General features: G+C 75.7%; 16 protein-coding genes and 1 pseudogene. 4 read left to right on the top strand and 13 right to left on the bottom strand.

The window, feature by feature from the left end:
• Positions 1 to 20: 20 nt before the first annotated feature.
• From PVK74_RS06880 to PVK74_RS06860, 5 genes are read right to left on the bottom strand one after another with little or no spacing between them, the layout of a single operon-like run.
• Positions 21 to 2,765 carry an ATP-binding protein gene (locus tag PVK74_RS06880; RefSeq protein WP_274478544.1) on the bottom strand — a complete coding sequence of 915 codons (2,745 nt, stop codon included), beginning with the start codon at positions 2,763 to 2,765 and terminating at the stop codon, positions 21 to 23.
• A gap of 48 nt (positions 2,766 to 2,813) precedes the next feature.
• The gene (locus PVK74_RS06875; protein WP_209962010.1) at positions 2,814 to 4,235 is read right to left on the bottom strand and encodes a hypothetical protein; all 1,422 of its coding nucleotides are present in this window, start codon (positions 4,233 to 4,235) and stop codon (positions 2,814 to 2,816) included.
• 8 nt (positions 4,236 to 4,243) lie between these two features.
• Positions 4,244 to 4,789, bottom strand: a complete 546-nt coding sequence (locus PVK74_RS06870; protein WP_064445868.1) for a hypothetical protein — start codon at positions 4,787 to 4,789, stop codon at positions 4,244 to 4,246.
• 12 nt (positions 4,790 to 4,801) lie between these two features.
• Positions 4,802 to 5,353: a hypothetical protein gene (locus PVK74_RS06865; RefSeq protein ID WP_104114162.1), complete on the bottom strand. Its 552-nt coding sequence runs from the start codon at positions 5,351 to 5,353 to the stop codon at positions 4,802 to 4,804.
• Positions 5,354 to 5,400: 47 nt separating this feature from the next.
• The gene (locus tag PVK74_RS06860) at positions 5,401 to 7,101 is read right to left on the bottom strand and encodes a sugar ABC transporter permease (RefSeq protein WP_274478543.1); all 1,701 of its coding nucleotides are present in this window, start codon (positions 7,099 to 7,101) and stop codon (positions 5,401 to 5,403) included.
• A 114-nt stretch (positions 7,102 to 7,215) separates the two neighbouring features.
• Here PVK74_RS06860 and PVK74_RS06855 point away from each other — a divergent pair, with 114 nt between their 5' ends.
• Positions 7,216 to 8,145: a diacylglycerol/lipid kinase family protein gene (locus tag PVK74_RS06855; protein ID WP_274478541.1), complete on the top strand. Its 930-nt coding sequence runs from the start codon at positions 7,216 to 7,218 to the stop codon at positions 8,143 to 8,145.
• A gap of 5 nt (positions 8,146 to 8,150) precedes the next feature.
• Here the strand turns inward: PVK74_RS06855 and PVK74_RS06850 are convergent, their stop codons facing one another.
• Together PVK74_RS06850 and PVK74_RS06845 are read right to left on the bottom strand one after the other, a co-directional pair.
• Positions 8,151 to 8,411, bottom strand: a complete 261-nt coding sequence (locus tag PVK74_RS06850; RefSeq protein WP_064445871.1) for a hypothetical protein — start codon at positions 8,409 to 8,411, stop codon at positions 8,151 to 8,153.
• Positions 8,408 to 8,806, bottom strand: coding sequence for a DUF2267 domain-containing protein (locus PVK74_RS06845; protein WP_064445872.1), 399 nt, complete (start codon positions 8,804 to 8,806; stop codon positions 8,408 to 8,410). Before PVK74_RS06845 ends, PVK74_RS06850 begins: the two co-directional genes overlap by 4 nt.
• A 135-nt stretch (positions 8,807 to 8,941) precedes the next feature.
• Between PVK74_RS06845 and PVK74_RS06840 the strand changes: the two genes are divergently transcribed.
• Genes PVK74_RS06840 through PVK74_RS06830 form a run of 3 tightly spaced genes read left to right on the top strand, consistent with a single transcriptional unit; the run spans position 8,942 to position 11,836 of the window.
• A complete protein-coding gene (locus PVK74_RS06840; protein WP_069088633.1) occupies positions 8,942 to 9,694 on the top strand; it encodes a dienelactone hydrolase family protein in 753 nt (250 codons plus the stop codon).
• A gap of 60 nt (positions 9,695 to 9,754) precedes the next feature.
• Positions 9,755 to 11,113 carry an FUSC family protein gene (locus PVK74_RS06835; RefSeq protein ID WP_274478539.1) on the top strand — a complete coding sequence of 453 codons (1,359 nt, stop codon included), beginning with the start codon at positions 9,755 to 9,757 and terminating at the stop codon, positions 11,111 to 11,113.
• 9 nt (positions 11,114 to 11,122) lie between these two features.
• On the top strand, positions 11,123 to 11,836 hold the full coding sequence (locus PVK74_RS06830) for an RraA family protein (RefSeq protein ID WP_274478538.1): 714 nt from the start codon (positions 11,123 to 11,125) through the stop codon (positions 11,834 to 11,836).
• Between the two features lie 5 nt (positions 11,837 to 11,841).
• On the opposite strand, the pseudogene PVK74_RS06825 reads toward PVK74_RS06830, so the two are convergent.
• The 6 genes and pseudogenes from PVK74_RS06825 to PVK74_RS06800 all read right to left on the bottom strand — a co-directional run bounded on the left by PVK74_RS06825 (position 11,842) and on the right by PVK74_RS06800 (position 19,650).
• A pseudogene (locus tag PVK74_RS06825) lies at positions 11,842 to 12,467 on the bottom strand (response regulator).
• On the bottom strand, positions 12,464 to 13,681 hold the full coding sequence (locus tag PVK74_RS06820) for a sensor histidine kinase (RefSeq protein ID WP_274478537.1): 1,218 nt from the start codon (positions 13,679 to 13,681) through the stop codon (positions 12,464 to 12,466). The pseudogene PVK74_RS06825 and the gene PVK74_RS06820 overlap by 4 nt, the downstream one beginning before the upstream one ends.
• Before the next feature lie 9 nt (positions 13,682 to 13,690).
• On the bottom strand, positions 13,691 to 14,143 hold the full coding sequence (locus PVK74_RS06815) for an ABA4-like family protein (protein WP_274478534.1): 453 nt from the start codon (positions 14,141 to 14,143) through the stop codon (positions 13,691 to 13,693).
• Complete coding sequence (locus PVK74_RS06810; protein WP_064445878.1) at positions 14,140 to 15,072, bottom strand: hypothetical protein; 933 nt, start codon at positions 15,070 to 15,072, stop codon at positions 14,140 to 14,142. The genes PVK74_RS06815 and PVK74_RS06810 overlap by 4 nt, the downstream gene beginning before the upstream one ends.
• 105 nt (positions 15,073 to 15,177) lie before the next feature.
• Complete coding sequence (gene dinB / locus PVK74_RS06805; RefSeq protein ID WP_274478533.1) at positions 15,178 to 16,365, bottom strand: DNA polymerase IV; 1,188 nt, start codon at positions 16,363 to 16,365, stop codon at positions 15,178 to 15,180.
• Positions 16,366 to 16,464: 99 nt separating this feature from the next.
• Positions 16,465 to 19,650: a penicillin acylase family protein gene (locus tag PVK74_RS06800; protein ID WP_274478532.1), complete on the bottom strand. Its 3,186-nt coding sequence runs from the start codon at positions 19,648 to 19,650 to the stop codon at positions 16,465 to 16,467.
• Positions 19,651 to 19,805 lie beyond the last annotated feature (155 nt).

Below are 19,805 nucleotides of genomic sequence, written 5' to 3'. Positions count from 1 at the left end.
CTGGCCGCGTCCTGAGCGACTCAGTCCTCCGGACGCCGGCCCATCGCCGCGCCCAGCTCGGCGCGGCTGGCGATGCCCAGCTTGCGGTAGACCCGGGCCAGGTTCGCCTCGACCGTCTTCGGGCTGATGTAGAGCGCGTCGGCGATGAGCCGGTTCGTCTGCCCCCGGGCGGCGAGCCGGGCCACCCGCTCCTCCGTCGCGGTGAGCGCCGTCGGGGCCGGGGTGCGGGCGCCGATGCGGCCCAGCTCCGCCCGCGCCCGGTCGGCGAACGCGGACGCGCCGAGCGCGTCGAACTCGGCCACCGCCGCGTCGAGCGCCGCCCGCGCCTCCCGCCGCCGCCGCACCCGCCGGTACGCCCGCCCGGCCGCGAGCAGGCAGCGGGCCCGGTCCAACGGCAGCACCGCCTCCGGCACCGTGGCCCGGGCCTGCGTCAGCGCGTCCAGCGCCTCGCCCGGGTCCGCGCCCGTCGCGCCGGCCAGCAGCACCCGGCTGCGGGCCAACCCGAGCGTCGTCCACGGCCGCGGCAGCCGCGCGTGCCGCCGGGCCAGCCGGTCCAGCGCCGCGTGCGCGGTGTCCAGGTCACCGGCGCCCACGCACGCCTCGATCCAGTCCGGCTCGAACCGCTGCCCCAGCGGCTCGACGATGCCCGAACCGTCCAGGTCGGCCGCGAGCGAGCCGTACGCCGCCGCGGCCGTGACCCACTCGCCCGAGGCGAGCGCCACCAGCCCGGTGAGCTGGTGGTGCAGCCGGCGGCTCCACGCGTCGCCGAGGTCGTCGTCGCGACGTAGCCCGGCGGCGGTGGCACCCGCCCGCGCCAGCCGGCCCCGGTGCGCGTCGAGCATGCCGGCCAGCCAGCTCTCGCCCACCAGGCCGGTGCCGAGCTGCTCACCCAGGTCACGGGCGTCGGCGATGTGCGTACCGGCCTCGGCGAACCGCCCGGCGAGCAGTTCCGTCTCGCCGAGATGGGTGAGCGCCTCGTGCCGCAGCGGGTCGTCCCCGCGCGCCACCGCCCGGTCCAGCATCAGGTGCAGCCGGGCCCGCGCCCGGTCGTGGTCGTCCACGGCCTTCCACCAGATCGCCGGCACCGAGCCGGCCAGGTAGGACGGTTCGCCGGCCTCCAGCGCCAGCGCCCGGTCGAGCAGGCCGGTCGGCGCCTCGCCACCGGCGCGTACCTCGTGGAAGAAGAACAGCAGCAGCGCGGCGGTGAACAGCGGGCGGTGGTCGTCGCGGTCGGAGAGCCGGGCGATCGCCGCCCGCGCGTGCGCCCGCGCGGCCTCCGGCTGGTCGTGGAACATCGTCAGGTGCGTGTGGATCCGCCCGGCCAGGTCCCCGTCCGGCCCGGCCGCGGCGAGCGCCTGCTCGGCCACGCGCACCGCGGTGACCAGGTCGTCGGCGCACCAGGCGACGAGGGCGCGCAACAGCAGCGCCTCACCCCGCTCGGCGCCGGTCAGCTCCTCGGCCGCGGCCTCGGCGGCCCGGCCGGCCGCCGCGTAGTCCCCGCTGTCGATGCGGCACTGCACCGCGTCGAGGCGACGCCGGTTGCGGTCGGCGGTGGCGGCCTGCGGGGTCAGCTCGGCCGCCCGGGCGTACCAGTCGGCGGCGAGCGCGGGCGCGCCGCGTATGCGCTGCCGGGCCGCCGCGGCGGCCAGGTCGGCGGCGACGTCCGCGTCCGGCGCGACAGCGCACCGGGCCAGTTGCCGGGCCCGCTCGTCGGGGTCGGCGACCGCGCGGGCGAGCACCGCGTGCAGGCGCCGCCGGGCTCCCGGCGGGATGCTCTCCCGGACCGCCGCGGCGTACCGGGGGTGGGCGAAGCTGATCCGGCTCGGCGTGACCACGACCAGCCCGGCGTCCTCCGCCGCGTCCAGCGCGCCGGGCGGCATGCCCGCCGCCGTCAGGTCCCGCATGTCCGGCACGGTCAGCAGCGCGGCCAGCCGGACCGCCTCCCGGCTCGGGCCGGGCAGCGCCCGCAGCGTCTCGGCGAGCAGCCGGCGCAGCGACGACGGTACGGGCAGGTCCTCGTCGTGCGCGGGTGGGCGGGGCAGCCGCAGCACCGCCCGGGCCAGTTCGACGGCGAGCAGCGGGTTGCCGTCGGCGTCGCGTGCCAGCCGCTCGACCAGCGGGCGGCTGAGCGTGCCGCCGAGGCGGGCCTGAAGGATGCGGTGCAGGTCGGGCGCGGGCAGCGGCGGTACGTCGGCGCGCAGCAGCGGGTGCCGGCCGGTCGGGTCGTCGTCCAGCCCGAGCGGCACCGGCGTCGCCGGGGTCTCGCCGGTGCGGTGGGTGGCCAGGACGGCGGGCCACCGGGACAGCCGGCGCAGCGCGAACCGCAGCGCCCGGGCGCTCGGCAGGTCCAGCCACTGCGGGTCGTCGACGGCGAGCAGGAGCCGGGGCGCGTCCGTGACCGCCGCGTCGAGCAGGGTGCGGGTGGCGGCGCCCACTGCCCGTTCGTCGACCGCCGCGCCGTCGTGCTCGCCGGTCAGGAGCACCATGTCGGCCGCCGCGCGTTGCGGCGCCGGCAGCCCCGGTAGCGCGTCGGCCAGCGGGCGCAGCACGTCCGCCAGCGCCGCGTACGGCAACGCGCTCTCGGCCTCGGTGGGCGCGGCGGACAGCACCCGCCAGCCGGTGCGCCGGGCGTGGTCGAGCACTGCTCGCCACAGCGTCGTCTTGCCGATGCCGCTGGGACCGTCGAGGAGCACCGGAGTGCCCGCCGCCAGGGCGCGCCACACCCGCTCGACGACCGCGTCGCGGCCGACCAGTGCGGCGTCCATGGCGGGATGGTGGCACAGCCGCGCCCCCGAACCCAGCGTCGGCGCGGCCTAGCCCGGAACCTGTCCGCATATCGAGACGGGCGGGATCACCTCCTGGTTGCGGTAGACGTCGGCGCTCCAACTCGGCCCGCTGGTCGCCGCGATCGGCGGGATCCGGGGCGCCCGGGACGGGCTGAGCAGGCTGAGGAACTTGTTGATCACTTGGACGACGGGTTCCAGGATGCGGTAGCCGATGCCGAACCTCGCCCGTACGCCGAGGCCGACGCCCCGGCACACCGCGTACGGGGCGCCGAGCGCGGACCCGATCGTGGCCCCGTACGAGGTGACCAGCTCGAACCAGATGCCGGCGGTGAACAGGAACGCGCTGATCCCCATGGTGAACCGCACGCCGTGCCGGACGACCAGCCCCATCACGCCGACCGGCACGCCGGTGAGCGAGTCGAGCAGGCTCACCCGGCGCGCGAAGCCCTCCGTCACGCGCGACCCCACCTGGCCGTTCGCGTAGCCGAACCCGAGCTTGCCGGCCAGGGCGTACTCGCCGGAGCCGCGGAACGTGCCCAGTTTCGCGCCGAACGCGGTGGCCACCTCCAGCGTCTGGCTCACCGTGAACGACAGCGGCAGGCCGGCGACCAGTCCGATCGGGAACGCGATGTCGACCGGGACCGGGAACGTCTTGCGGTGGTTCTGCCCGCCGTCGACGCCGGCGGTGAAGTCCACCTTGATGCCGAAGCCGCCGCCGATCTCCAGTTCGGCCCGGGTCACCTTGCCCGCGCCGATGGCCAGGTGGAACGACGCGGCCGGGCGGCCGACTGTGAGCGTGACGGTGCCGGCGAGCCGGACGCCGCCGTCGTCGTACGTGAAGTGCGTGCCGACGCCACCGGCGCAGCAGAACGTCCGTACCCGGTAGCCGTGGGCGCTCGCGGCGGCCTGCCCGCCCGGCGCGGGCGGCGGCTGCGCGGGCGCGACGGCGAGCGGCCGGGATCGGCCGAGCGTGCCGCCGGCCGCCGCGGCGTCCCGGGTCCACGACGGCTCACCTGCTACGTAGACGGTCGGCTGGTCGAGGGTGACGTCGTCCCCGCCGAACGTGCCGTCGCGGATCACCTCGGTGAGTGTGACCGGGCCGATCGTGACGACCAGGTCGCCGCCTTCCTCGGCCAGGTCGAGCACCCGGCCCACGCCGCGCCCGGTGAGGAACATGACCCGGCCGGGCGCGAGCCGGTCGGCGTCGCGCGCGCCGGGGTCGAGCCGCCAGGTCAGCCCGTCCGGGCTCACCGACCGCACGGTGCGGCTGCCGCCGCCGACCAGCACCACGTCCGGTTGCAGCGTGACGTCCTTCCCGGGCGCCGGCGCCTGCCCGTACCGGGGCTGCCCGTCGTCGGCCGCGTCGGCCGGGCCGGGCGTGGGGCCGCCGCAGCCGGTCACCGCCAGCAGCGCCGCCACGCCGGCCGCGAGCAGCCGACGGCCGCGCACCGGCCCCCTCACATCCGGCCGGCGACGGTACGGGCGAGCCGTTCCAGCGGCGCCCGGTTCTCCTGCGGGTCGTTGAGCCGCACCAGCCGCACCGCGACCCACAGGTCGCCCTTGCGCAGGAAGAACGCCTCCGCGGTGAGCAGGGCCTCGTCGGCGGTGCCGGCCAGCTCACGGATCTCGTGCTCGAGTTGCCGCTCGATGTCGAGGTACTTCTTGGCGCCGTCACCCACGAACACCTCGACCTGGGCGGTCGGCCCGCTCGTCGGCCCCGTGTAGGTGCAGGACTGCCCGGCGGCGACCGGCTCGTCGAGGGGCGTGCCGGCGAGACGTTCGGCGTCGGCCTTGGACACCAGCGCGCAGGCGTCCGGCCCGGCGGCGTCGTCCACCGGTTCGGCGCTCGGCTCGGCCGGCGCCTCCCCGGTCGGGTCCGCGACCGGCGAGCCCGCGCCGGGCGCGGCGGAACCGGCGGCCGGCGGTTCGTCGCCGCCGCAACCGGCCGGCGCGGTGAACAATGTCGCGGTCAACGCGAGCGCGATCAGTCGACGGGTTCGCATGCCGGCCCCCGCTCAGGCCGGGATCGCGTCGAGCGTGCGGCGCAGGATCTGCTCGTTGCCGGCGGTGCCGCCGCCGAAGCTGCTGATCGTCACCGTGTACGTGCCCTTGCCGTCGATCAGCACCGCCTCGCCGCGCACGTCCTTGACCGCGAGGTAACCCCGCTCGCCCCGGTCCAGGTCGACGACCTTCTCGTACTGCTGGCCGGCCTGCTCGTGCTGGTAGTCGTAGGTGGCCTTGCCGGCGGTGGCCGAGGCCGTGGTGACCGCCAGCTGGGCGATGCCGTCGCCGAACGAGCAGTTGCCCTCGTCGCGCAGCTTCCGGTCGACCAGTTCGGAGACCTGGGCGGCGGTGAACGGGCACGGCGGTCGCACGTCGTCCACCGCGCCCGCGTCGGTGTCGCCGCCGTCCTCGCCCGCCACGGTGTCGGCCGCGCCTCCGTCGAGCACGTCGCCGCCGGAGTCGCACCCGGCCGGCGCGAGCAGGGCGAGCAGCACCAGGGGCAGCGCCAGGCGGGCGCGGTGGAGACGGGCGGTCCGGGCCGGTGTGAGCGCGTCAGTTGCCATGCCTGCGACGCTAGGCGCGACGTCACCGCCGGTAATCGGGGGTTTCCCTATGCGGTGACCTTGGCGGCAGGCTCGCGCGCCCCGGTAGGCGGCGCGTCCGGGCCGCCGCGCCGCCCCACCCGGACGGCGAGCCGATCCAGGTAGCCGACCATGAGCGCGACGAACAACACCACGAACAGGATCAGCATGGGCAGCGGCAGGACCAGGCCCAGCGGAAGCTCGCCCCCGGCGCCGAAGGCGCGGCCGGCGATCATCTGCACCAGCGCGGGAGCGGTGAGGCTGTCCGGGCCCCGGCCCACGAGCATCGACCACAACGGCGACTGGGCGTGTGCCAGCCAGGTCGGCAACGCGGTCACGGCCAGCATCGGCAGCGCCGGCAGCAGCAGCGTACGGCCGGCGCCGCCGCCGGAACGCCACCGCTCGTGCTGGCCCCGGAACAGCAGCGTGAACGCGAACAGCGCGGGCACCGACAGCCAGGTCGGCGGCACCAGGCCGAGGAACAGGCCCAGCTGTTCGCGCTCCATCGTGCGTTCGAAATTGGCGATGGCCAGTGGGCCGGCGCCGACGAACAACCACGGCGCGAACGGCACCAGCAGCAGCTCGCTCCAGCGCCCCAGCGGGCGCAGCGCGCTGATCCCGAACCCGGCCAGCGCCGCGACCGTCACCGCGACGAGTGTGGACAGCAGCGGCGGCACCCAGGTGTTGGCGAACAGGTTCGCCGTCTCGACCCCCTTGGGCAGGGGCCCGGTGTCGGCGGAGAAGTTCCGCAGCCACGGCAGCGACGCCCAGACGGTCACGCCGAGGACGACGACGAGCGCGACAGCGGTCAGCCCGACGAGCAGCGGCCGGCGGCCGGTGAAGGACTCCGCCTCCCGGACGGCCGGGCCGTCCCGCCAGCCGTCGAACTCGATGCGCAGCCGGGTGGCCAGGATGAGCGCCACCGCGGCCATCCCGAGCAGCCCGAGCAGCACCAGCAGCAGCGTCGACGTGGCGGACCCGACACCGAAGCGCATCGTCCGGAAGGTGGTCTGCACGGCGGTGAACACCGGCGTCGCAGTGGATTCGCCGCGCGGCCCGCCGCCGGTCAGGATCACCGGGGCGGTGTAGGTCTGCAGGGCGGCGGCGAGGACGCCCAGGCCGAGCAGCCCGCCGACAGTCAGCATGGCGGGCGCGGGCCGCTGGTCGGGGTCCCGCCGGCGCAGGGCGCTCAGGTACAGCGTCGCGGCCACCGCGACGACCAGCCCGAACGTCACCTGTGCCAGCGCCGAGACGAGGAACGTCCGGGGGGACTGCAGATCCTGGGTCAGGGTGCCGTCCTCGATGCCCTCGGCGCGCCGGCCGAGGTACACCGCGACCGGCGCGTACGCGGCGAGCGGCAGCGCCAGCACGCCCCGGGTGACCAGGCGGGCGACCCGGCCGGCCCGGTCGGCGAGGACGGCGAGCAGCGGCGCGGCGAGCAGCGCCACCGCCAGCGGGATCAGGGCGAGCAGCACCGCGAACCCGACCTGCCCGGCGAAGCCGGAGGTGAGGGCGGCCTCGTAGTTCGCCGTACCGGCCGACTCGCCCGAGCCGCGCGGCCCGTCACCCTGGAAGCTGCGGGCCACTGTGGACAGGGTGGGCAGGACGTACGACCAGACCCAGGCGATCACGGCCGGGACGATCAGCGCCAGCCCGATCAGGGTCTGCGCCGGGCGGTTCGGCTGGGTGTGCTGGGGCGCTGGCGCCTGCGGTGTTGCCGGCTGATTCATCGGGACATCCACCCTCGAAGATCGACGATCACGGCCGTCGCGACGGTAACCGATGCCGTCCACGTCGGCAGCGCGACCGGACCGCTGCCGGGCGGGGCGGCTACTGTCGCAACCGTGCGGAGCAAGCAGGAGCTGACCACGGCGATCCGGGGACGACGGCGGGCGGCGCTGGTGGTCAACGCCCACTCCCGCCGTGGCCGGCGGCTCTACGACACCGTCCACGCACGCCTGCGCGCGGCCGGGTTCACGCTGCTCGGCGCGTACCCGGTGGACCGGCCCGGCGAACTGGACCGGGTGCTCGCCGAGGCCGCCGACCTGGGCCCGGACCTGCTGGTCACCGGCGGCGGCGACGGCACCGTCGGCGCGGCCGCCCGGCTGCTCGCCCACCGGGACGTCGCGCTGGGTCTGCTGCCGCTGGGCACCACCAACAACTTCGCCCGCACCGTCGGCGTGCCGCTCGACCTGGACGCCGCGATCGCGGTGCTCACCGACGGCAAGGTGATCGACGTCGACCTGGGCCTGATCGGCGACACCCGGTTCACCAACCACGTCGGGATCGGGCTGTCCGCCGACATCATGCAGGCCGCGCCGCCGGGGCTGAAGCGGGCCGCCGGGCGGCTCGCGTACCCGATGACCGGGCTGGGTCTGCTGGCCCGGCACCGGCCGCTGCGCGTGACGGTCCGCGCCGAGGGACGCGAGCACACGTTCACCACCCATCAGGTGTACGTGGCAAACGGCGGTTTCCACGCCGGCCGCCCGATCACCGCCGACGCCACCGCCGACGACCGGCTGCTGGTCGCGTACCCGGTGGGTGGGCCGACCCGGCGCGGGCTGCTGCGCGAGACGGCGCGCAACGCGGCGGCCGGCCACCGCCGCACGCTCAGCGACGAGCCGTTCCTGGCGGTACGCCAGCTGTGGCTGGACACCGACCGGCCGGCCCGCATCGAGGTCGACGGCGAGCCGTACGGGCAGACCCCGGTCCGGATCGGTCTGGACCCGAACGCGCTGCGGCTGATGGCCCGGGCGGACAGCCCGGACCACTGAGCCGGTCAGGCCCAGTGCTCCTCGTCGGGCAGCGGGATCTCCGTGTTCTGCTCCACCGCGTCGGCGGCGGTCAGATCGTCGCGTACCGACTCGCCCAGGCCGGCCCGGTCGCTCGGCGGGCGCAGCACGCCCTGCTCGGCCAGGTCCGCCTCGCTCGCCTCGGGCACCGCCCTGTCGACCGTGTCGGGTGGCCCGACGAGCGTCTCGTCCTGCCGCTGTTCCTGCGCGTCGGCCTCGGGCGGGCGGCGCAGCGCGTCCTCGCTCACGCGGTGCGCCGCACGTACGGGGCGCTCTGGTCGGCCACGTCGCCGTACTCGGCGGGAAGCTGCGTGACGACCTGGGTGTACGCGGCCGGGTCGACGGCGTCGCGCAGTACGTCGAACACCGCCGTGATGCCGTCGCGGGCGGCGTCCACGTCCACGTCGGCGCGTCCGCTGACCCGCTCCACGAACACGTCGAGCCCGAACGGCTCGGCCGCCTCGGCCGGGCCGAACGCGTAGGCCCGCAGCGCCTCGGGCAGCTGGTCGGCAAGGTCGCGGGCCTCCCCGCCGTCGATCCGCTCGGCCAGCGTCGTCAACGTCGCCCGGGTGATCGCCGTGGCCTGCTCCGCGGACGCGCCGCACCGCCGGGCCACCGCGCCGATGAACTGATCCTGGTCCATCTCGCCGCCTTCCTCCGCTGGGATTGCCGGATTCCCACGCTGGACGTCGGCAAACGGGTCGCGAGCCCGAGGCGCCGGCGCCGCCGGGCCGGGGGTAGCGTGCAGCCCGGAACCCGCAGCAAGGAGGCCCCGACAGTGCAGCCGACGACCGTGGACGTGCCCACCCCCGACGGAACGGCGGACGCCTACCTGGCGCGGCCGGACTCCGGTGGCCCCTTCCCGCCCGTCCTGCTGTTCATGGACGCCTTCGGGCTGCGGCCCCGGGTGGCGGAGATGGCCGCGACGATCGCCGAGCGCGGATACGTCGTGCTGGCGCCCAACCTGTTCCACCGCGCCGGACGCGCCCCGCTGATCGACCTCGGCGCGCTCGCCGACGACAGCCGCCGCGGCGCCCTGTTCGAGAGCATCGGGCCGATGATGGCCGCGCTGACGCCGGAGACGGTGGCCCGGGACACCGCCGCCTACCTGGACTTCCTCGCCGCCCAGCCGGACGTCGCGCCGGGTCCGGCGGCGATCACCGGGTACTGCATGGGCGGCATGAACGCGCTGCGCGCGATCGAGGCGCTGCCGGACCGGATCGCCGCGGCGGCCGCGTTCCACGCCGGGCGGGTCGTCACCGACGCGCCGGACAGCCCGCACCTGGGCCTCGGCGCGGTGAGCGGCGAGCTCTACTTCGGGCACGCCGACGCCGACCCGTCGATGACCGCCGAGCAGATCGCCGTGCTGGAGAAGGCGCTGGACGCGGCCGGTGTCACCTACCGCTCCGAGGTCTATCCCGGCGCCCGCCACGGCTACACCCAGTCGGACACGCCGATGTACGACGAGCAGGCCACGAAGCGGCACTGGGCCGCGTTGTTCGACCTGCTCGACCGCACCTTCGGGCGCTGATCCGGGCGCCGGCCGGGCCGGGCGGACGATTCACCGGCACGGGGGCGGGTAACCGGCGACATGGCCGACCGCCCTCGCGACACCGTCCGCTCGCCCCTGGACCGGGTGGTCGAGCGGGGCGGCAGCGCCCTCGCCCGGGCCCGTGCCGAGGGCGGCATGGCCAGCCGGAACCGGATGCGCCAACTGGAGATCACCGTGGTGATCTCCGCGCAGGCCGGGCTGGCCGCGGCGCTCGCCGCGCTGCTCGCCCAGTGGCTGCTCGGCTCCGGCGGGCACGTCTTCGCCCCGGCCGCCGCGGTCGGCACCATCGCCACCGCGATCGGCCAGCGGGCCCGGCGCACGTTCGAACTGCTCATCGGCGTGGGCCTCGGCATCGTGGTCGGTGACCTGCTGCGCGCCCTGCTCGGCAGCGGCTCCTGGCAGACCGGCCTGGTGGTCACGCTCGCCATCGCCACCGCGCTGCTGGTGGCCGGGCGCGGCGGCGCGCTGGTCGGCCAGGCCGGTGGTACGGCGGTGCTGATCGCCACGCTCGCGCCGGTGCAGCCCGGTCTGGAGCTGCCCCGGCTCTTCGACGCGCTGGTGGGTGGGCTGGTCGGCCTGTTCGTGGTGGCGCTGCTGCTGCCGGTCAACCCGATCCGGGTACTGGGCAAGGCGGTGGAGCCGGTGACCGCCGGGCTCACCGCGCAACTCGACGCCGTCGCGCACGCGCTGACCCGGCGCGACGCCGACGAGGCTCAGCGCGCGTTGGAGGACCTGCGCGGACTCGAGCCGGACATCGGGCGGCTCAACGACGCGCTCAGCGGGGCCGAGGAGGTGGTGACCATCGCGCCCGTCCGCTGGCGCCGCCGGGCCCAGTTCCACAGGTACGCCGAGGCGACGCAGCACCTGGAACGGCTGGTGCTCTACGCCCGGTCGATCGCCCGGCGCTCCGCCACCGCGTTGCAGTACGACGAGCCGATCCCGCCCGCGCTGCCGGACGCGGTGGTCCGCCTCGGCGCGGCCACGCGGGAGCTGAACCGGGCCTGCCGCGGCGGCGACGACGAGGACCTGGAACGCACCCGGGAGTTGGTGCGGGAGGGCGCGGAGCTGGCCGGACGCGCGTGGTCGCAGGGGGTGCGCACCTACGGCGAAGCGATGATCAGCGACCTGCGGACCGCGCAGAGCGAGCTGCTGCGGGCCACCGGCTGCCGGGCCGAGGACGCCAACGGCAGCGTGCGCCGGGCCGCCGGCGCGGGCGAGGCCGAAGCGCGCCCGCCGATCCGGGCCCGGATGAGCCGGCCGGTCCGGCGCCGGGTGGCCGGGCGGGGCGTGCCCGGTCGGCGCCCGGACATGTTCCGCCCGCCGACCCGCGTCGGCTGGGGGCTGTCGAAGGCCACCGGGCGGCAACTGGCACCTGCCCCGGCCGGTCCGGCTCGTTAGCGTCGGCCCATGGACACCCGTCACGCCGCGCTGGTCGCGCGGTTCGCCGCGCTGACCACCGCTCACGTCGCCGACGCCTGCCTGCGCGCCGGCGTCGAGGTCCGGTGCGCTGCGGCCGCCGTACGCCCGGTGCTGCCCGGGCGGCGGCTTGCCGGGCCGGTCCGCCCGGCCCGGCACGTCGGCAGCGTGGACGTCTTCCTCGAGGCGATCGAGCGGGCCGCCGAGGGGGACGTGCTCGTCGTCGACGACGGCGGGCGCACCGACCGGGCCTGCGTCGGCGACCTGGTGGTGCTGGAGGCGCGGGCCGCCGGGCTGGCCGGCCTGGTGGTGTGGGGCGCGCACCGCGACACCGTCGACCTGGTGGCGGTCGGGCTGCCGGTGTTCAGCCTCGGCGCCACCCCGAGCGGGCCGCTGGAGCTGGACCCCCGCCCGGACGGGGCACTGGAGCACGCCCGGGTCGGGTCGTTCACCGTCGGCCCGCGGGACCTTGCCCTGGCCGACGACGACGGCGTGCTGTTCGTGCCCGCCCACCGGGCCGGGGAGCTGTTCGACCTGGCCGAGTCCATCCGGGACACCGAGCGGCGGCAGGCCGACCGGATCCGGGCCGGCGAGTCGCTGCGGTCGCAGGTCGGCTTCGCCGCCTACCTGACGGCCCGCGCGGCCGACCCGGCGCTGACGTTCCGGGCGCACCTGCGCGCCGTGGGCGGCGCGATCGAGGAGTGAGCCGCTCAGCCGCCGCGCGCCCACAGCGCCAGGCGTACCCGGTTGGGGCTGCCGGTCTTCGTCATCAGGCTGGTGATGTGCGTCTTCACCGTGGTCACGCCGATGTGCAGCCGGTCGGCGATCTCGGTGTTCGACAGTCCGTCGGCCACCAGGTCCAGCACGTCCCGCTCGCGGGCGGTCAGCTCGGCCGCGCGCCGGGGCGCGCCGGCTCGGGCGTGCACCGCGCGTTCGACCAGCCGGCGCAGGATCTCCGGGCTGAACGGGCTGTCCCCGGCGGCGGCGCGGCGGATGCCGTCCAGCAGGTCGGCCGGGGCGCGTCCTTGAGCAGGAAGCCGCAGGCGCCGGCGGTCAGCGCCGGGTAGAGGTGGTCGTCGTCGCCGAACGTGGTGAGCACCATGATCCGGGTGGCGGGCCGGTCGGCGAGGATCCGGCTGGTCGCGGTGATGCCGTCGACGCCGGGCATCCGCAGGTCCATCACCACCACGTCGGGCCGCAGCCGGGCGGCGAGGGCGATCGCGTCCCGGCCGTTGTCGGCCTCGCCGACCACGTCGAGGTCGGGCTGGGCGTCGCAGAGCATCCGCAGACCGGCCCGGATGAGGTGCTGGTCGTCGACCAGCAGCACCCGGATCACGCCGGCTCCGGCGCGCCCGCGCGGGGGCGGGGCGTGTCGGGGGCGGGCCCGGCCGCCGGCAGCACGGTCCGTACCCGCCAGCCGGACCCGGTGGGCCCGGCCTCCAGCCGACCGCCGAGCACCTCCACCCGTTCCCGCATGCCGACGATGCCGTGGCCGCCGCCGGAGGGCACCCCAGCCGGCGCCGCGCCCCGCCCGTCGTCGGACACCGCCCAGTGCACCGCGCCGTCCTCGACCGACACGGTCAGCTGCGCCCGCGCCGCCGCGCCCGCGTGTTTCGCCACGTTCGTCAACGCCTCCTGGGTCAGTCGCAGCACCGCCTGGCCGCGTACCGCGTCGAGCGCGCCGACAGCCGGGTCGACGTCGGCCTCCACCACGACGCCCGCCTGCCGGGCCCGGTCCACCGCCGCGCCGAGCGCCGCCGGAAGCGCCGACGGCTCGATCGCGGTCAGGGCGGCGTCGCCGCGTACGCCGTCCGGGTCACGCAGCACCGCGACCAGCCGCCGCAGGTCGGTCAGCGCCGCCGTGCCGGTGGCGTGCACGTCGTCGAACACAGCGCCGACCCGGGGGTCCAGGTCGGGCAGCACGTGCCGGGCCACCCCGACCCGCAGCACCATCGACGCGACGTGGTGCGCGAGCACGTCGTGCAGTTCCCGGGCGATGGCGCCGCGCTCGTCGGCGCGGGCCGCCCGGCTCTCCGACTCGCGCCGGCGCCGGTCCGCCTCGGCCCGCTCCTCGGCCTGCCGGCTCAGCTCCCTCGTGGTCCGCACGACCAGCCCGAGCAGCAGGGGCAGGCAGACGGTGACGGCGAGCCCGAACAGCCCGGTCAGCGCTGTGCGGACCGGTTCGCCGATCAAATTGGTCAGGTCGACGGCGGCGAGCAGCCCGGCGCCGAGCCAGATCGTGCGCGGCCAGGTGGCCCGCATGGTCAGCTCCAGCAGCGCCCAGCTCGCGCCGACCTGGTTGATCATCACGTCGTCGACCAGCGGGAACGCCGCCGCGAGCAGCGCCGACTGGAGGAGCAGGTTCAGCAGCGGCCGGCGGTGGCACAACAGCGCCAGGAGAAACGCCGGGACCGCCAGCGCCCACTGCGTTCCGGTGGGCCCGGGGCGGCCGTGCACGCCGACGACCAGGTAGCCGATGCCGCTGAGATCCAGCAGCAGGATCCGCGCGAGCGTGTCGCGTGCGTCGAACAGCCGACCGACCCAGCCCACCGCGTCAGCCTAGGCAACCGGCGCGGCCGGGGCCACCGCGTTGGCTCGCCGCCGCCGGACGGCGCGCAGTCCGAGATGGACGGCCAGCCCGAGCGGGCCGAGCACGACGGTGAGCAGCAGCACCGGAGCGGTGAGCAGGGCCGGCAGCCCGCGCTCCCGCGCGTCCTGCCAGATCCACCGGCCGACGAACAGGTCGAAGGCGATCATGTGGGCCCAGGCCGCCGCCGCGCCGTCTGCGGTGCCGAGCAGGTCCCGCAGCCCGTCGAGGGTGGGCGCTGTCACCACCGGCAGCACCGTTCCGAGCGACGGGAGCACGAGGACGGCGTAGACCAGCAGCACCGGCGCGACGATCAGCGGTGAGCCGACGATCCGGGCGGTCCAGGACCAGCGCGGCGCGAGGATCATCAGCGCCCAGAACGGGGCGGCGAGCAGGAACGTCAGGTCGAACAGGATCCCGATCATCCGACGAGCACCACCCCGGCGCGGCGGGCCCGGCGCGCCAGCACCAGCGCGGAGGCGGTTGCCGTGGCCGCCACCAGCACTCCCGCCGCGGCGAGCGTGAGCGCGTCCGGGGCGAGCAGCGGCTGCCCGCGCAGGGCCTGGGCGGTCACCAGCAGCGTGAGTCCCGCGTACGCGGCCCCGCCGACGAGCACCAGCCGGGCCCGGGTCAGCCCGTCCAGCCGCCGGCCGAGGAACCGGTCGAGCAGGATCGCCAGCAGAGGCAGCGCCTGCAGCGCGTGCATCCCGACGAAGTGCCCGACGCGCAGGTCGCCGCCGGTGGTGCTCCAGCCGAGCAGCGGCAGCCCGGGACCGCCGTCGGGCACCCCGACGCTGTGCGCGCCGCTGATCCCGGCCGGCGCTCCGGCGGGCTGCCGCATGACCATCGGGAACGCGACGACCATGCCGAGCAGGGACACGGCGAGGCCGAGCCGTACCGCGTATCCGCCGGCGCGGTCCGCGAGCGACCGGCGGGACAGCACGACCGCCAGCACGAGTTGGGCGGCGAACAGCACGGTGATCGCCGCGCCCATGACGCTGTACAGCATCGCGTCCAGTGTCGTGGCGCCGTTGAAGTGGCTCGCGGTGCCGCGCAGCACCTGGCCCACGATGATCGTCATCTCCAGCACCGCCATGGCCACGATGAGTGTGGCCGCCCGCTCGGCGGCCCGGCTGCGGCGCGGCAGCAGGGACAGCATCCAGGCCAGCGTGACGCCGTAGAGCACGAACGAGATCGCGAACTTCAGCGGCTTGGCCCAGATGGGCGCGCCGGTCAGCACGCGCGGGTCGGCGACGACGCCGACCGCGGCGACGACGGTGAGCACCGCCATCGCGGACACGAGGAGCATCAGGGGGCGGTGCCATCCGGCCGCCCGGTTCCGCACGGTAGTCATGCCTGTAGATGCTGGTGGCGGACCGGGACCCGCGCGCCCGTCCGCAGGCCGCGTCCGTGACCCCGGGTCGGAGCGCGCCTCCTACCGGGGGAGGAGGCGGAGCGGTCAGTCCGGCAGCCGGGGCATCTCGACGCCCGGATCGCGGCCGAGCAGCACCCCACGGGTCAGCGCCCGTGATCCGAAGCGGTCGCGTACCGCGTCGACGGCGGCGTCCAGCGCCGGACCCGGGTCGGCGGTGAACGGCAGGGCCAGCTGGGTGTGCCCGCCGCCGAGGTTTGCCACCGAGACGCCGAGCAGCGTGACGCCGCGCAGCGCGATCTGCGGCAGCGCGGCGCCCAGCAGGTCACGGGCGGCGTCGCGCAGCGGCGCGGTCTGCGCGGTCGGCTCGTCGAGCGTGTGCGACCGGGTGACCCGCGTGTAGTCGGCGAAACGCAGCCGCAGGGTCACCGTGCGGCCGGTGCGCCGGGCCGCGCGCATCCGCCCGGTCACCCGGTCGACCAGACCGGCCAGCACCGCGTCCAGCTCGGCGGGGGAGTGCGGGCCGCGCCCCAGCGCGTGCTGCGCGCCCATCGAGGAGCGGCGGCGGCCCACCTGCACCGCCCGGGGGTCGCGGTTGTGCGCCAGGGCGTGCAGGTGCCGGCCGGCGCCCGCGCCGAGCAGCGACACCAGCGCCGGCTCGTCCAGCCGTGCCACCTGCCCGACGGTACGGATGCCGCGTTCGCGCAGCCGGGCGGCGGTGACCGGGCCGACGCCCCACAGCCGCTCCACCGGCAGCGGGTGCAGGAACGCCAGTTCCCGCTCCGGCTCGACCACCAGCAGCCCGTCCGGCTTGGCCACGCCGCTGGCGACCTTCGCCAGGAACTTCGTCCGGGCCACGCCGACGGTGATCGGCAGGCCGACCTCGCGGCGTACCCGCTCCCGCAGCGTGGCCGCGACGGCGTCCGGCGTTCCGGCGAGCCGCCGCAGCCCGCCCACGTCGAGGAACGCCTCGTCGATGCTGAGCCCTTCGACCAGCGGGGTGGTGTCCCGGAAGATCTCGAACACCGCCCGGCTGGCGGCCGTGTACGCGGCCATCCGGGGCGGCACCACGATCGCGTCCGGGCAGAGTCGCCGCGCCTGCCGGCCGCCCATGGCGCTGCGCACGCCCCGGGCCTTGGCCTCGTAGCTGCACGCGAGCACCACGCCGCCGCCGACGATCACCGGCCGGCCGCGCAGCCGGGGGTCGTCGCGCTGCTCCACCGAGGCGTAGAACGCGTCCAGGTCGGCGTGCAGGATGGTGGCCTCGCTCGACACCCCGCCATCCTCGCACACATGTTCGAACGGGCGCGGCTGACCTGCCCGGACGCACGCGACCGGCCGGCGGATGGCTCCCGCCGGCCGGCCGCGTGCGCCTCACCGTCCGTAGACCTCGAACTCGTAGAGCGAGAAGCCGTACGAGGTCGCCCGCGTCACGCCGTACATCCGCACGTAACGGGCGCTGACCGGGGCGAACGTCACGTTGTCGACGCCGCCGTTGCCGGTGGTGGTGCTGAACACCGGCTGCCAGGAGTTGCCGTCAGCGGAGACCTCGATCCGGTAGCCGGTGGCGTACGCAGCCTCCCACCGCAGCACCGCCCGGCTGATCGTCCGGGCCGAGCCGAGGTCCACCCGCAGCCACTGGTTGTCGTTGTAGCTGCTGGCCCACCGGGTGTCGAGGCTGCCGTCGACCGCCTTGGCCGGGGTGTTGCTGGTCAGGAACTGCGTGCTGGACGCGGTGGCGGTACGGCCCTGCGCCAGGTTGGTCACCGTGTCGCCCCGGCGCGCCGGGAACGACACGACCTGCTGGTACGTGGGCCGGTTCTGCCAGCCGATCAACGGGTGGGTGATGCCGCCGAGCCCGGACTGGGCGATCGCGTCGGCGCACCACTGGTCCCCGGCACCGCAGGACGAGTCACCCGGGTAGACGGTGGCCGCCGGGGCGGCGGTGGCCTGGCCGAGCGTGTCCAGCAGCGCCTGCCGGCACGCGCCCAGGTTGCCGTTGCCGCAGTACGTGCGCCCGAGCCCGCCGGCCACCGGGTCGCCGAGCACCGCGCGCAGGTCCTTGTCGACGTAGCCCCACCAGCCGTACTGGAACGCCGAGCCCTTGTGCGCCTGGCCCTGCGACGCCCAGCTCACGCTGCCGTCGCGCGCCGCGTTCTGCCCGCCCGAGGGCGACTCGTTGACCTGCAGCGCGTCGACCAGCGCGCCGTACAGGTCGGGGCCGAGGCCGGGCCGGAACTGCGCCGCCGCCAGCAGCGGCCACCAGGCGTCGAAGATCCGGATGGCGTCGGCGTGCTGGTAGACCTTCGAGCCCGGTGACGTCTCCACCCGGCGGGACCCGGCCTGCTGCCAGGCCCGCAGCTTGGTCACCGCGGCGGCGAGCGCCGGGTCGGTGACCGGCGTGCTGTCCAGCACCCGCAGCAGTTCGCCGAGGACCTGCTGGCCACGCAGGTCGGTGACTCCCGCCTCGGCGGTGATCCGGACGACGTCGGCGCGGCTGAGCTTGCGCTGGGCGATGGCGGCCTTCACCGGGCCGTCGAGCAGTTGACCGCGGTGCACCGCGCCATAGCTGAAGTTGCCGTCGGCCGCGCCGAAGTCCCGCGCCTGCTTGTTGTTCCAGCTGACGTAGTAGTCCTGGTTGACCGACTGCGGGTGGGCCGACGCCGGTGCGTAGGTGGCGTCGTTGGTGTCCGGGTTCCAGCCGACCCACTCGTACGCCGGCTCGGCCTTGGCCGGCAGGTTCGGGTCGAGCGTGGCCGGGCGGACCGGGTTCGCGCCGGAGTTGTAGTACGCCGCCTCGGTCGAGTTGACGTAGAACCAGTTGAACGCGTACCCGACGTTCGCGGCGGACGCCTGGAACGCCGCCGCGCTGCCCATCGCCGCCGGGTCGTTGAACGCCTGGAAGCCGATCGCCGAGTCGGCCTCGTGCCGGTAGGTGGAGCGCAGCTTCGTGAACGCGGTCGGCTGCCCGTTCACCATGCCCCGGTAGGCGACCAGCCCGTACTTGGTGCGCAGCGCGCGCAGCGTGTACGCGCCGGCCGGGGTGGAGTCGGCGAGCGTCGGCGACCACGAGTTGCGCTTCTCCAGCACCTCCATGGCCACGCACTGACCGCGGTAGAGGTAGCGGTTGGAGCGCAGCGTCGGCGCGGTGCCGTCGGTGGTGCACAGCGGCACCGCGTACGTGTCGGTCAGGTCCTGGGAGGCGGAGGTGGCGCTCCACGCGTAGTCCTGGCCGCGGCCGAGCAGCACGTAGAGGTTCAGCCCGGCGAACGCGGCGCCGCGCGCGCTGATCCCCGGCCCCTGCAGTTCCTGGAGCATGAGCAGCTGCGGGGCGAAGTAGCCGGTCTGCGGGCCGAACACGGCCACCGGGTTGCCGGTGGTGGTGTGCCGGCCGGAGACCACCACCGCGTTGGACATGCCGTGCGTGCGCAGGGTGGACAGGCCGCCGAGCAGGTCCTTGGTGGCGGCGCTGCTGCCGGTGCGGGCGGCGGCCCCGCCGGTGGCGTCGTACGCGAGCGGCTCGGCGACCACGGTGCCCGCGTCCGGCAGCACCGCGCTGGTGGCGCCGGGCGGTGTCGCGCCGTACGGGAAGCTCTGCCCGTCGTGCAGCGTCAGTACGGTCTCCGGGTCGTTCTGCGAGCGGAACGCCGCCCAGACCCGGTCGCCCTCGGTCGGGCCGTACTTGGCGCGGGCGGCCACCCGGACCAGCGCGGACCGGACCTCGCTGCCGCCGCCTCCGCCGAACAGCCCGCCGATGACGCCGGCGGTGGCGATCAGGTCGGTCATGGTGAAGTGCTTGGGCTTCCCGGCGCCGGTGAGCACGTACTCGCCGGGGTAGTTGTCGTCGGCGATCGACTTGTCGATGTAGGCGTTGATGCCGGCGATGTAGTCGGCCACGTCGGTGTAGAGCTGCTGGCCCCGGGTGCCCTTGAGGCGCAGCGCGTCCACCTGGGCCTGGAGGTCCGCCTCGGTGTAGGGCGAGTTGGCCCAGACGCTCTGCTCCAGCTCGCGGTTGCCGGGGGCGCCACCGGCGAACGAGCTGACGTTGCCGCGGCCGACGTGCCGCAGCAGGTCCATCACCCAGAGCCGGTCCTGGGCCCCGGCGTACCCGGCGCCGAACATGGTGCCGCCGCGGGTGGTGCCGGTGATGTGCGGGACGCCGGTGGCCTTGTCCCGCACGATGGTGACGTCCGAGCGTGGCGAGATCCTGCTCTCGACCTGGGCGTCGGGGACGCCGAACGAGGCGTCGTTGTAGAAGTGGGCGATCTGCTCGTCGGTCAGCCCGGCGTAGTTGTAGACCAGGTTGGCGTACTCGTCGAGCTGGTCGCTGGAGTGCGCGGGCCGGGTGCCGAGCGTCTGGTGGGCGAGGATCGCCACGAGCGTGGCGTTGCCGTTCTGCCCGGGCGGCAGGATGTCGGCGCACTGGCCGAGGCAGTAGTCGTCGGGGGTGAACGTGGTGGCGGCGAGCGCCGGTGACGGCGCGATGACCGTCAGGACGCTCGCGGTGAGGGCGGCGGTGGTGAGCGCCGCGAGGCGGGCACGGATGGCGGGTAATGGCATGGCGATCCTCCGGGGGACGCGGAGTAGGGCCGTTCGGTACGCCCGGCTGACGGCGTCTCGGCCTCCGCGCCCGGGCGTCCTGCCCGGAGGTGAGAATGACTCATATCTATCTGCGGGCAATGATCGGGGCACCACCGCCGTCCGGGATAGCCGTC

Source organism: Micromonospora chalcea (assembly GCF_028768405.1).
Lineage (GTDB): Bacteria > Actinomycetota > Actinomycetes > Mycobacteriales > Micromonosporaceae > Micromonospora > Micromonospora chalcea.
This window is presented reverse-complemented; position numbering and strand designations above follow the sequence as displayed.